This window comes from Arcticibacter sp. (assembly GCF_053551015.1).
In genome coordinates this window covers 184,254-197,323 of record NZ_JBMQOB010000016.1, presented here as the reverse complement: position 1 = coordinate 197,323, position 13,070 = coordinate 184,254, and the positions used below count along the sequence as shown (strand labels likewise).

Sequence of the window (13,070 nt, the reverse complement as noted above, 5' to 3'; positions counted from 1 at the left end):
TCTTGGCTCAATTTTTAGAAAGTCGGAACATCAGCACATCATGTGGCGGCACAACCGCCTTAAAGGCCTTCTTAGTAGTTCCGGCCACTTTCTTCGTCCACAGATTCCTGAGCGTATATCCGCGGCCGCCTATCTCGATTTTCCTCTTCGATAGCGAATCATCAACAACCTCCTTGCTCCAGTCGAAATTTACCTGTTGCCCAATGTCGTTCCTGTTTAAAAAACACACCGCCCAATCGCCATCTTGAAGAGGCTTAAACCAGATCTCAAGCTTATCCTTCTCCCTGTACTGAAAACCCTGAATACCCAGCGAGTCCTGATTTACCGCAATGACGTCCTTGTTGGTCAGAATCTGGAGAGTTGTGGCCGACATGGAACGAAGATCATTTCCGGCCACCAGTGGTGCAGCAATCATCGCCCACATAGCAAAATGAGCCCTGTCCTCATTAACTACCATGCCGTTTCCTACTTCCAACATATCCGGATCATTCCAATGCCCCGGACCGGCGTATTGCCTCAGGCCCTTTTGTTTATCCAAAATCTGCATCACACCAAACGACTTCCAGGTTCCATGATCCTCTACGCAGTCGAAACAGTTAAAAATATCTCCTGTTGTTCTCCATAGATGTCCTACTGCAGGCCCCCACTTCCAGGGTTCATCATTGCCCCATTCGCAAATACTAAGCACCATGGGCCTGCCTGCTCTTTTCAGTGCAGCTGCAATGGTCTTGTAGGCACCCTCCGCCTTCAGCCCTTCTGTATTGCACCAATCATATTTCAGATAGTCCACGCCCCACTTGGCATAAGTGAGAGCATCCTGAAACTCATAACCCCTGCTTCCGGGCCTTCCCCCGCATGTCTGAGAACCTGCATCTGAATAAAGCCCGATTTTAAGTCCTTTTGAATGAATATAATCTGCTAGTGCCTTCATCCCGGAGGGAAAACGCTTGGCATCAGGATGAATAAAACCAAGGCTGTCCCGCTCTCCATGCCAGCAGTCGTCCAGGTTTATATACTGATAGCCTGCGTCCTTCATTCCGCTCGAGACCATCACGTCCGCTATTTCCCTGATTAGTTTTTCATCGATATTACAGGCGAATTTATTCCAACTATTCCACCCCATCGGCGGAGTCAAAGCCAGGCCCTCGTACTTGGTATAATCCTGAACGTAATTATTCCCTTGTGCATAAAGATCAGGCGCGGACAGACCCATCAGAAAGCCTGCAACCAATAAGAACTTTTTCATAATTAATCTCCTTATCATTTACCTGATTATCGAAAGTTAAAAGATGATGTTAATCCCCCGATAGACACTTTAAAGGCTCCAGGCTCTGTTACTCGCTTCAGTTCATTATTGATGAACGAAAGATCCTCTGCTGAAATAGTAAACCTGAGCTCCTTAGACTCCCCGGGTTGAAGCTCGACCTTCTGAAATCCACGTAGACGCTTGACTTCCGGAGTAATAGAAGCGACCAGATCACTCACATAAAGCAATGCGGATTCCTTACCAACCACCTTACCGGTATTCTTCACGGTTACACTGATCTGAAGCGGACTTTCCGCCCGTAAGTCTGAAGAACTAAGCCTAAGGCCTGTGTATTCATAAGATGTATAACTCAGACCATGGCCGAATTCCCATTGCGGATTGTAACCTGCCGCGGGGTCAAACTCAAGAGTCTCCGTGTACTTATGGTAATAGTTTGTTAAGCTGTTTGTATGCCTTGGATACGTATAGGGAAGCTTTCCACTGGGATTGATCTTACCAGATAACACATCTGCAACAACATTTCCCCCCTCGTTCCCAAGCAGATAAGTGTGTAGCACCGCCTTGCTATATGGCTCTATGTCAGAGATTATGCGAGGCCGTCCCTCCGTTAATACATATATGATCGGCTTCCCGGTAGCTGACAATGCCTTAGCCAGATCAATTTGAGCGCGGGATATGGTCAATCCATCGATGTTTCCGGGAGTTTCTGTATAGCTATCCTCACCGATACACAAAACGATTACATCTGCAGAAGAAGCTTTACTAACGGCATCCTCCATCCCGCTTGCCTCAGTAAATGTTGCGCCCGGGGAGTAAACAACATGGTCTGCCCCGAACGTACTTGTTACTGCCTCCAGAATATTGTTCTTTGCCTTCTCTGTTTCGTCTGAGTTAGTTCCCTGCCAGTTGCGCGCCCACCCGCCATTCAAGGCTCTCATACTCGCAGCAGACGGTCCTGTAACCAGAATCTTTGTGCCCTTTTTCAAAGGCAACAGCGCTCCTTCGTTCTTTAATAGGGTGATACATTCTGCCGCCAGTTCATAGTTCAGTTGATTGTGTTGCACACTATTAAATAAAGGATAGTCTTTGGCGTTTCCTGCAGGCTGATCGAAGATACCAGTCTCGTACTTAACCTTCAAAATCCTGCCTACAGCGTCATCTATCCGGCTCATACTCACTTTCCCTTCTTTGACCAGAGCAATCAGGTCGTCGCAAAAGGTAAAGTCTGTCGGCACCATGCTCATGTCGATCCCCGAATTGATGGCTATCATAACAGCTTCCTTGTTGTCTGAGGCAACCTTGTGTCGCTGGTACAGGTACTGTATGTCCTGCCAGTCGCTTACAGTAAAGCCTTTGAAGCCAAGCTCGCCTTTTAATATATCAGTCAGGATATGCTTATTCGCGTGAACAGGCACACCGTTGATCTCGCCACTGTTTACCATCACAGTCCGGGCACCTTGCCTTATAGCCGAAGCAAACTGTGGCAGAAAATACTCCCGCAGCTCTCGCTCAGGTATCCATGCCGGTGTACGGTCATGACCACTAAGCGGCATACTGTATCCCATATAATGTTTAAGGCATGCAGCCACGTGGAAACGGTCAATAGTGGACGAACTGCCCTCATAGCCTCTTACAACCGCAGTTCCCATCTCCTTCACGAGATAAGGATCTTCACCATATGTTTCCCAGATCCGGGGCCATACCGGCTGCCTGCCAAGGTCGAGAACAGGACTGAAATTCCAGGGAATGAAGGCTGCTCTGGTTTCGTAAGCAGCTACTTCTGCAGCCTTGCCCGCCATACCGATGTTGAAAGATGCTGCCTGGGCAATCTGCTGAGGGAACAATACGGCATCAAGCGTATAGTTATTCCCTCGTATAGCATCTACTCCGTACAACACAGGGATCTTGAGCCTTTGCTTCATAGCCAGCTTCTGAATTTCCTCGATCCTCTTTCTCCACAATGCCAGAGTCTGAGCATCCCCTCCCACATTCAAAACAGAACCGATCTTGTACTTCTCCAGACCATTTTTCAACTTAACCTCATCAAAAACATGCGGTTCTACAGGTACTCCGTTCACCGTTTTTAAAAAAGCTTCAACGCTGATCTGCGTCATCTGACCCACCTTTTCTTCCAGGGTCATCCTGGTAAGCAGGGACTTTACGTTTTTGTCTATTGTTTCTGGAGACATAGGGCTTTGTGATTTTACTGTAGCGACAGCTGCAAGCAGGCAGACTGTCAGAATAGACTTTCTCATGGGATCTTGGGTGATATTATATCTGCGAATGATTTGATTAGTTTCCAGGTGCTGGTATCGCTGTCGAACAGGGAATTAAGTCCCTGCTCTTCCTGAGGAGGATCTCCCATAAAATCGTCGCCTTCTCGCCAGAACAGCTGTCCCTTGCGAGGTCTCGCTCTCCCTCCAAACGACCAGATGTTACAGCCCGCAATGACATCATTCGTCTGGTGGCTCTTTCTTACGGCAGAAAAGATCGTTTCAAAGTATGCGTCCCTTGCGGTAGTCTTACTCTTGGGTGAAAACGAATGGCCATCCCTCGGCAGCCCAAATTCTTCGATCACCATCGGCTTCCGGAGCTCCCCTGCGATACTCACATGCCTGGCGATATACTCCTCAGACCTCCGTATAACTTCGTCAACCTGACTATTCACATCGGTACCTTTAAACCACTGCCAGTTTTTTGGCCAGATATGAACGGTTAGATAATCAACCGGAGCAAGTGCGTGAACCTCCCTGAACAGATCTGCCGATTCATCTGTCCCCATTATCCCCTCTGTGCCTATCGTTAAAAGATGATTTTTGTCCTTAGCCTTAATATGAGCCGCAGTTGATAGTATCCACTTCTTATAATTCGCTACCGCCGCCGCCCGCATAGGCCGCGGTTCATTGGCAAGCTGCCAGGCCATAATACTGGGATCCTCCACATAGGGCCTTCCGGTATAGGTGTTTACCCGGCTCATAATGAGCTCAACCTGCCGGAGATAATCCTCCATACAGGGCTCACAGCTGTAAAATAGGCTGGTGTTGTCTCTCAGCCCGTCCCAACTCATTTTACTCTTCATGGTCGAATCCGAGATTCGTTTATTCCAGTTCAAATACTGGAGAAATCCACCGCTCCATTCCCAGTTGTTGCTGAGGTACAATACTGCCACCATATCTCTGCGTGCCATCTCTGAAAGAAGAAAATCCAGACCACGCAGTATTTCCGGCTCAAACTGCCCATGTGCAGGCTGCAAACTAGGCTTAAGTCGCTCCACACCGTTCACCAAACCGCGCCCTTCAGAGCCAGCAAGCACCCGCAGATTGGTGACGCCCTTTGATCTGAGAAAATCAAGCTCCTTCCTTACCCTCTCCTTTCCTCGAACGCTGTCTTTCCCAATGGCAAGCATTCCTCCATACCAATAATTAACTCCAATAAAATAGTAGGGCTTACCGTGCCGGATAAACTGTTGGTCTTTTCGCGACACAAATTCTTTGTCGTTTGCATTTGAGGTAGCCCCTCCCATCACAATTATCGAGATGAGCAGAAAAATGGAGACTTTATTCTTCATGGCTTCCTCCGCACTCTGCGTCTGCAACACTTACCCCGAATCCCAAAGATGCTGGGGCGGGTACACAGGAACAGTTTCCTGAAAATGACACGAAAAGCGGATGCTCTCCTGATAGAACGTTTTGCATGGCCATGTATACTTAGTTAGTATACCAAAAGTATATTCATGGACCATCAAATGGTAATATTTTTTTAGCTATAGATAACTGTTTATTATCTACTCAGGCTGTGATTTGCCAGATGCCACCGAATTGTCCTGATACTTTTATGACATACCTGAGCTTCTGAACGGCTCAGGTTGCTGAACCGAGAAATAGTTTTCAAGCTCGGCTAGGGTATTGCTGTCCGTGCGGATATCCTTAATGATCCTCCCTTTTTCCATCAGCAGAATCCGCTGGCAGACGTCGGTGACGTGGTTCAGATCATGGCTCGACACAATCGTCGTACACTTTGGATCTCTCTGAATTCCTTTAAGAATATTCTTCAATCTGATTTGAGTGCTTGGATCTATATTCGCAAAAGGTTCATCCAGCATGATGATCTCAGGTTGCTGCATCAGACAGGATACCACACCTACTTTACACTGATTTCCCTTGGAAAGATCCCGGATATACTTCTTTTTGCCAAGAATCTCCTCGTTGAAAAAGTCGCTGTAAGCTTCGAGCTTCAGATCAACATCACTGCGTGAGATCTGGTAAAGTGATCCGATATAATAGAAGTATTCTTCAGGGGTCAGGTAATCAATCAGAAAGCCTTCATCCAGATAGGATCCGGTATAGTCCTTCCAGCTATCTGTTTCTGTCACGTTCTGCCCCTTCGATATAACCTCACCACTGTCTTTCCGTATCAGGTCCAGGATGATCCTGAACAAAGTTGTCTTTCCGGCCCCGTTGTTTCCGACCAGGCCGATCGACTCCCCCGCGCCAATGTTTAAAGATGGAATGTCTACTACAGTGACTCCGTTATACGATTTTTTTAGGTCTCTTATCTCGATCATAATTGCTTATCCATTTCTGAATCCCTCTGCTATAGTGTGTCTTTTCTCGCCAAATTCCCTGACCAAAAGCCCCAGCCAGTATCCGCGGGTAATCAGGAAGGTAATACTGCTCAGGGCCAGGATCAGTATCCCCCACATCTCCAGCCCGAAAAGACTGAAAGGTAAATAGATCACATATGGAAGAAAAATAAGGGGAATACTTAATATCCACTGCGAAGCGCCAACGCCCTCCCAGTTAAATGAAGAGCTTTTGGTCAGGTCTATACGCTTGTAGTTCCGTGTGGCGAAATACAATACGATAAGCGTATTCACACCTATATTCCATAAGAACATGACCGAGTGGATCAGTAGTACCTCCCATCCGAAATAGACATAAGGAATGGTTAGGATATAAGCGACGACAGAGAAGCAGTAAAAAAGAATGAACTTCGACTGGAAGAAATCACTTGCTTTTACCTTCTGTGCCATCAGTCCGTCAAAATGACTGGATTGCCAGCTGAACATAAACTGACCGTAATTGATAATGAAAATTCCCGTCATAAACATCCCCACGAAGATCTTCCAGCCAGGCCCAGATCCGTATGCCGGATTGGTATAGATCAGTAGTCCGTAAAACATCATCAGTCCACAGATCTTTAATGATGATCCCGGTCTTTTGTTCCTCATAATTAGCTTCAACTCAAGAGCAGCAAGCTGCCCTGCTATCCCAAAACGATTGAAGAAGGCGATATCGGTGCTCGACTTTTCACCAGAATGGTCCGAGCGGAGTTCATCCAGATATAGATTATTTTTCAGGAACGTATAGTTAACAAAAAAGATACCGGCGGCAAGTAGACAGGGAACAAGGCAAAGCAAAGGCGTTGCATAAATCTGCCCGAATACAGCCTTCGATATATTGGAAAAAGAGATAATTTCCCAATGAAAATCCAGTAATGCCAACACAACAACTACAATGACAAATCCCAACAGGAACCAACTGTTGATATTCACCTTCCGCTTAAACCAAAGGCTAAAGAAATGATTGAATAAGGTGAGTGCAGCAATGGAAACCAGATAGCCGAAAAAAATGGCCGCACCATGATAGGGTAACACCTGCTTCAACAAAAAGGGCAGCGTAAGCAAGAGCGGCGCAATGTTAAAGGGCGACCATAAGGAGCATATACTAAGATAATTTACAATCTGCCTTCTGGTAACCGGTAAGGTCAGATAAGGTCTTACACTCAATGTCGGAAGTTCCTGAAGCTGAAATCGCGTCAGGATGTCCATCAGAAAGTAATAGAGAAGAATACCGTTAAACGCCGAAATGACCGTTTCTGAAGGGAATAGTTCATCCAGGATTTCATCCAGAAAAAAAGCGACTAAAACAACATTCAGGAGGAGATAAAGGGTAAGGAATGCCATCACCACTCTCACGGCAACGCTCTTTCCTGTATTCTTTGACCGCCAGAACGCCTTCCACTGATGCTGAAAAAAGGATAAGGTCATATTACAAAGTCGAAATCTTTAGTAATTATACTTATTTTTCCATAGAGATCTTAGCTTTTCCCGCAATTTTTGCTCACTAGCATTATCCCCCGGATCATACAGCTTGGTACCACTCAAGGACGCGGGGAAATATTCCTGCTCACTGAAGTTATTTTCGAATGAATGTGAGTATTTATAATCTTTACCATAGCCGATATTCTTCATCAGCTTGGTGGGAGCATTCCGGATATGCAACGGTACCGGGAGATCACCCGTCCGCGCAACAAGTTCCTGCGCCCTGCCAATAGCCTCATAGCTGGCATTGCTCTTTGCCGATGACGCCAGATAGGTTACGGTTTGCGACAAAATGATGCGTGATTCAGGCCAGCCGATAACATTTACAGCCTGAAAACAGGTATTAGCAAGAAGCAGTGCATTTGGATTAGCATTCCCGATGTCCTCAGATGCCAATATGAGCAGTCGCCTCGCGATGAAAGAAGGATCTTCACCTCCCGCAATCATTCTGGCGAGCCAGTATACCGCAGCATTCGGATCGCTGCCCCGGATAGACTTGATGAAAGCTGAGATAATGTCGTAGTGATTCTCTCCCGCTTTATCATACATCGCCATGTTTTGTTGAACATGCTTGAGAACAAAATCGTTGGTGATGTTAACTTCCGAAGAGCCTGCCGCATTTACCACCAGCTCCAAGACGTTCAGTAATCGCCTCGCATCACCTCCCGATAGGCGCAGGAGTGCTTCATGTTCAGCGATGGTGATCTTCTTTTTTGAAAGATAGGTATCTTCATTGATCGCGCGGTTGATCAGCTCAAGCAGATCATTCTCTGTAAGATGCTGCAGAATGTACACCTGGCTACGCGACAAAAGCGCAGAGATCACCTCAAACGAGGGGTTTTCTGTAGTCGCGCCGATGAGGGTAACAAGACCGCGCTCTACCGCCCCCAACAATGAATCTTGCTGAGATTTTGAAAAACGATGGATCTCATCTATAAACAGCACGGGAAGATTGTCCTCTGTCTCCTTTAGTCGTGCTGCTTTTTCAATAACTTCCCGAACGTCCTTTACCCCTGAGTTAATTGCACTCAGGCTAAAAAATGGACGGCTTAACTGCTGGGATATGATATAAGCGAGGGTGGTTTTACCCACTCCCGGAGGACCCCACAGGATCATTGAAGGCAAATTCCCGCTCTCAATGGCTTTCCGCAGGATCGCACCCGGACCTACCAGATGCTTCTGTCCTGAATACTCGTCCAGACTCGCCGGACGCATACGTTCTGCCAATGGAGCTACCGTTGCCATCTATCCTTTTCTAACTTCTTTTGCCCAGGTATCTTTTAGTGTCACTGTTCTGTTAAAGATGATTTGACCGGGAGTCGAATCCTTATCGAGGGTATAATATCCCTTTCTCAGGAATTGATATCCTTTGCCCATCTCTGCGTTTGCCAAATCGGGTTCAATATATACCTCCGGGATAACCTGCAAGCTTTCGTGATTGATGATTTCCACGAAATCCCGGCTATTACCCACTGGATCCTCATCATTGAACAGGCGGTCGTAAAGTCGAACTTCAGCTTTTGCGGCATGAGCCGCGCTCACCCAGTGAATGGTGCCCTTAACCTTGATGTCTGAAGTATCATTTCCTGACTTTGATTCCGGGATATAAGAACAATGAACTTCAGTAATGTTTCCTGATTCATCTTTTACAAAATCATCGCACTTGATGATGTATGCACTCTTCAGACGCACCATCAGGCCTGGCCCTAAGCGAAAATACTTCTTTGTAGGGTTCTCCATGAAGTCATCCCGTTCAATCCATAGTTCCCTGCTGAAAGGAATGACACGAGACCCCTCACCGCCTTCAACTTCCGGATTATTTTCACCTTCAAACATCTCCACTTCTCCTTCAGGATAATTGGTGATGACCAGCTTTAACGGGTCCAGAACTGCCATGCGCCTCCAGGCACTTTTATTCAGATCCTCACGGATACAAAACTCAAGCAGGCTCACGTCAATTACATTCTCTCGCTTCGCAACTCCTATTCGCTCACAAAAGTCGCGTATTGAAGCCGGTGTATACCCCCTTCTTCTCAAACCACTTATAGTAGGCATACGCGGATCATCCCAGCCATTTACGAAGCCCTCATTTACGAGTTGCAGAAGCCTGCGCTTGCTCATGACGGTATAAGTCATGTTCAAACGGGCGAATTCATATTGCCTGCTCGGGAAGATCTCCAACTCCTCGATAAACCACTCATATAATGGTCGGTGGGGAATAAACTCCAGGGTACAAACAGAATGGGTGATCTCCTCAATCGAATCAGATTGCCCGTGAGCAAAATCATACATCGGATAAATACACCAGGCATTCCCTGTACGGTGATGCTCTACGTGCCTGATTCTGTACATAATCGGATCACGCATATGCATATTAGGAGAGGCCAGGTCAATCTTCGCTCTCAGCACTTTCTCGCCGTCCTGATACTTGCCGGCCCTCATCTCTGCGAAAAGACGCAGGTTCTCTTCTATGCTGCGGCTTCTGTACGCATTCGGAGTACCCGGCTCGGTAGGAGTTCCCTTCTGAGCCGCAATTTCATCGGCGGTACTGTCGTCAACATAAGCGAGTCCCTTTTCAACGAGCCTGACTGCAAAATCATAAAGCTGCTCGAAGTAATTTGATGCATATAGCTCATTCTCCCACTCAAATCCCAGCCACTTTACATCCTCCTTGATACTGTCCACATATTCGGTATCTTCCTTCTCAGGATTAGTATCATCAAACCGGAGATTCGTTTTTCCATTATATTTTCGTGCAAGACCAAAATTCAGACAAATCGACTTGGCATGACCGATGTGAAGATAGCCATTCGGCTCAGGAGGAAACCGCGTATGTACCCGCCCCCCGTGCTTGCCGCTTTTAATATCTTCTTCTATTATTTCTTCTATAAAATTCAGTGACCGTTCTTCGCTCATATACAGGTTAAAAAGGCCACAAAAATACTAAACATTTCTGTATCACACAGTGAGTAAGTTAAGGAACAATTTACGCACATATTGAAGGCAGAGACAGCATTAAGGCCAAAGGGGTTCAATCGGATAAATATTACATCACTTGTAGAATAAATTTCCCATGTAAGATTTAAAAATTATCTTTACTATTCGGCCCGATAATATATATGAAAAGAATTCTAATAGTTGATGATGAGGTAAATATCGGAATATTATTATCCAAATTCCTCACGAGAAACGGATATGAAGTGGCTACGGCATTGAGTGGTGCAGCAGCGTTAGAACTACTTGCAAGGGAAAAGTTCCAACTCGTTTTGTGCGACTTTCGCCTGGAAGATACAGACGGTCGCGAAATCCTCAAAAAAGTCAAGGCTCAATATCCGCAAACTGGCGTAATCATTATCACCGGCTATTCAGACATCAAACTGGCGGTAGAGCTCATCAAAATGGGAGCTTATGACTATATCACGAAGCCCCTGTACCCCGACGAAATCTTGAATACGATCAACAAAGCCATTGAACTTCAAGACAATATATTCAAGTCGGAGGCCACCTCAACGCCACAGCGGAAAGAGAAAACGGCAAACTCAGGCGAATATCCTGAAGAATTTATTATCGGCGAAAGCGCTGCATCCAAAGAACTTATCAAGCAACTAGACCTCATATCACCTACCAACTACAGCGTTATACTGACAGGTGAAAGCGGAACAGGAAAGGAGTCTATTGCACATGCCATTCACCTTAAAAGCAATCGCAGAGATAAACCTTTTATTGCGATGGACTGTGGATCACTTACAAAAGAGCTGGCCGGAAGTGAGTTCTTCGGACACGAAAAAGGCTCATTTACAGGGGCTCTGTACACGAAGATAGGCCATTTCGAGATGGCTAACGGAGGCACCCTCTTCCTCGATGAGGTCGGCAATCTGTCTTATGATATCCAGGCAGCCCTCCTTCGGATCGTTCAGGAACGAAAAGTAAAACGAATAGGCAGCACCAAAGAAATAGATCTTGATGTCAGGCTCATCGTCGCGACCAACGAAAACCTTCATGATGCCATACAGAAGGGGCGCTTCCGCGAAGATCTTTATCACCGCTTCAACGAGTTCAGCATCCATCTTCCTCCACTAAGGGAGAGGGATATCGACATCATGATATTTGCAGAAAAGTTCCTGAAATTCACGAACAAGGAGCTTAACAGAAGCATTGAAGGCTTTTCAAGCGAGGTAATCGACTGCCTGATGAGCTACAACTGGCCAGGGAATGTACGGGAACTGAAGAATGTCATCCGCCGTGCAACCTTGCTTTCTGAAACGCCAAAGGTGCAGATCAAAGCGCTTCCTCTCGAAATATCCAACTACACGCGGGCGACAGCTATTGAGACCGCCGTTGATGCTATCCAGTCTCGTGAGCAACGAAAAGGATTAAAAGACGCGGCACTCGAAGCAGAGTATGAGACCATTTTAAACGTTCTCAGAGAAGTGAACTTCAATAAGACGAAGGCTGCTCAGATTCTGAATATCGACAGGAAAACGCTTTACAATAAAATGAAAGCAATCAACCTGGGATAGCTCTGCGTTTACAATCCGCTACAATGGCATTGGTTTTGAACCATACTGAACGGAGGACCCTTAAATAAAGACCCTAAGGGAAATTATCTTCCGGTTTAGAACTTTAAGCCACATGCGCGCTATAAAAATATTGTTGGTTGTTGATGAGGAGGACGATTATATCGTAATACGGGATTTGCTGTCAACGGGCATCTCAACACACAAGTATAGGCTCAGCTGGTGCAGTGGCTACTCTGATGCCATTAACGCCATGCTCAAGGATCGGTATGACCTCTATTTGGTGGACTCCAGCATTGGCGCATACTCCTGCCTTGACTTGCTGAAAGAAGCTGTTTCATCCAATTGCACTCGACCTATCATCATCATGACCGGAACGGGTGATAAGAGAATAGATGAAGAAGCGCTTGAAGCAGGTGCCGCCGACTATCTGACCAAAGACCGGATGAGTAGTGAAACGCTCGAAAGGTCCATTCGTTATGCGACCCGGCAATTCGAAACATTAAACAAGCTGAAGCAAAGTGAACACACGTTCCGCACACTTTTCGAACGCTCGCAAGATGCAATCGTCATCAGCGATACGGCAGGCCATATTCTGGATGCCAATAAAAGTGCGCTCGATTTCTTTGGCATGGATTATACTGATGTCGGCGAGATAAACTGCGCATTCTTTTACCGTCTGCCTAAAGAACGGAGGATCTTTATTGAAGTTTTGCAAAGAGAGGGCTCCGTACACGACATGCTCGTCGAACTCATCACGCTCAATGGAGATATTAAAACCTGCTGCGTCTCCTCATTCATCGAAATACCGCAACATGGAGACACCGAACTCCTATATACTTTTATCAAAGATGTCTCGTATACTCCTGAGCTGACATTGCCCAGCTATTTTCAGGAAGATGCTTATCCCATCAAAGCCCAACTTCCTCAATCCGTAAAAGCGGTTCGCGTATCACTTTCTAAGATCGTCGCAGCAGTAGAAAAAAAAGCTGATCTGGAAGCATGTCCCGAAGAAGCAGCCCTTTTCGATACCATCCGAATGAATGCCTCTTTTGCTGATCAGGCCCTCAAGAACCTGGAGGACCAACTTGACCGTCAAGAGCGATAAAGAATTTTATCAAAACAGTTCTGATAGTTCTTTTGTATTATAGGAGATATTACCTCAAAACTTAAACTTTGTAAC

9 protein-coding genes are annotated in these 13,070 nt (G+C 46.2%); 2 read left to right on the top strand and 7 right to left on the bottom strand.

What is annotated here, in order from left to right:
- Window positions 1–7: 7 nt before the first annotated feature.
- The 7 genes from ACO1NU_RS10760 to ACO1NU_RS10730 form a co-directional block, all read right to left on the bottom strand.
- Window positions 8–1,246, bottom strand: coding sequence for a glycoside hydrolase family 27 protein (locus tag ACO1NU_RS10760; RefSeq protein WP_448818479.1), 1,239 nt, complete (start codon window positions 1,244–1,246; stop codon window positions 8–10).
- A 26-nt stretch (window positions 1,247–1,272) separates the two neighbouring features.
- Window positions 1,273–3,522 (bottom strand): glycoside hydrolase family 3 N-terminal domain-containing protein, encoded by a 2,250-nt coding sequence (locus tag ACO1NU_RS10755; RefSeq protein ID WP_448818478.1) that lies wholly within the window; start codon window positions 3,520–3,522, stop codon window positions 1,273–1,275.
- Window positions 3,519–4,835: a glycoside hydrolase 5 family protein gene (locus tag ACO1NU_RS10750; RefSeq protein WP_448818477.1), complete on the bottom strand. Its 1,317-nt coding sequence runs from the start codon at window positions 4,833–4,835 to the stop codon at window positions 3,519–3,521. Before ACO1NU_RS10750 ends, ACO1NU_RS10755 begins: the two co-directional genes overlap by 4 nt.
- 264 nt (window positions 4,836–5,099) lie before the next feature.
- Window positions 5,100–5,831 (bottom strand): ABC transporter ATP-binding protein, encoded by a 732-nt coding sequence (locus tag ACO1NU_RS10745; RefSeq protein ID WP_448818476.1) that lies wholly within the window; start codon window positions 5,829–5,831, stop codon window positions 5,100–5,102.
- Between the two features lie 6 nt (window positions 5,832–5,837).
- Window positions 5,838–7,316 (bottom strand): DUF5687 family protein, encoded by a 1,479-nt coding sequence (locus ACO1NU_RS10740; RefSeq protein WP_448818475.1) that lies wholly within the window; start codon window positions 7,314–7,316, stop codon window positions 5,838–5,840.
- An 18-nt stretch (window positions 7,317–7,334) separates the two neighbouring features.
- Window positions 7,335–8,615, bottom strand: a complete 1,281-nt coding sequence (locus ACO1NU_RS10735) for a replication-associated recombination protein A (RefSeq protein ID WP_448818474.1) — start codon at window positions 8,613–8,615, stop codon at window positions 7,335–7,337.
- Window positions 8,616–10,286 carry a glutamine--tRNA ligase/YqeY domain fusion protein gene (locus ACO1NU_RS10730; protein WP_448818473.1) on the bottom strand — a complete coding sequence of 557 codons (1,671 nt, stop codon included), beginning with the start codon at window positions 10,284–10,286 and terminating at the stop codon, window positions 8,616–8,618.
- A 203-nt stretch (window positions 10,287–10,489) separates the two neighbouring features.
- Here ACO1NU_RS10730 and ACO1NU_RS10725 point away from each other — a divergent pair, with 203 nt between their 5' ends.
- Together ACO1NU_RS10725 and ACO1NU_RS10720 are read left to right on the top strand one after the other, a co-directional pair.
- Window positions 10,490–11,890 (top strand): sigma-54-dependent transcriptional regulator, encoded by a 1,401-nt coding sequence (locus tag ACO1NU_RS10725; RefSeq protein ID WP_448818472.1) that lies wholly within the window; start codon window positions 10,490–10,492, stop codon window positions 11,888–11,890.
- A gap of 112 nt (window positions 11,891–12,002) precedes the next feature.
- The gene (locus ACO1NU_RS10720; protein ID WP_448818471.1) at window positions 12,003–12,995 is read left to right on the top strand and encodes a response regulator; all 993 of its coding nucleotides are present in this window, start codon (window positions 12,003–12,005) and stop codon (window positions 12,993–12,995) included.
- The last annotated feature ends 75 nt before the right edge of the window (window positions 12,996–13,070 follow it).

Coding starts and splice junctions, on each gene's coding strand:
- ACO1NU_RS10760 (WP_448818479.1), bottom strand. CDS start 1,246: ATGAAAAAGTTCTTATTGGTTGCAGGCTTTCTGATGGGTCTGTCCGCG.
- ACO1NU_RS10755 (WP_448818478.1), bottom strand. CDS start 3,522: ATGAGAAAGTCTATTCTGACAGTCTGCCTGCTTGCAGCTGTCGCTACA.
- ACO1NU_RS10750 (WP_448818477.1), bottom strand. CDS start 4,835: ATGAAGAATAAAGTCTCCATTTTTCTGCTCATCTCGATAATTGTGATG.
- ACO1NU_RS10745 (WP_448818476.1), bottom strand. CDS start 5,831: ATGATCGAGATAAGAGACCTAAAAAAATCGTATAACGGAGTCACTGTA.
- ACO1NU_RS10740 (WP_448818475.1), bottom strand. CDS start 7,316: ATGACCTTATCCTTTTTTCAGCATCAGTGGAAGGCGTTCTGGCGGTCA.
- ACO1NU_RS10735 (WP_448818474.1), bottom strand. CDS start 8,615: ATGGCAACGGTAGCTCCATTGGCAGAACGTATGCGTCCGGCGAGTCTG.
- ACO1NU_RS10730 (WP_448818473.1), bottom strand. CDS start 10,286: ATGAGCGAAGAACGGTCACTGAATTTTATAGAAGAAATAATAGAAGAA.
- ACO1NU_RS10725 (WP_448818472.1), top strand. CDS start 10,490: ATGAAAAGAATTCTAATAGTTGATGATGAGGTAAATATCGGAATATTA.
- ACO1NU_RS10720 (WP_448818471.1), top strand. CDS start 12,003: ATGCGCGCTATAAAAATATTGTTGGTTGTTGATGAGGAGGACGATTAT.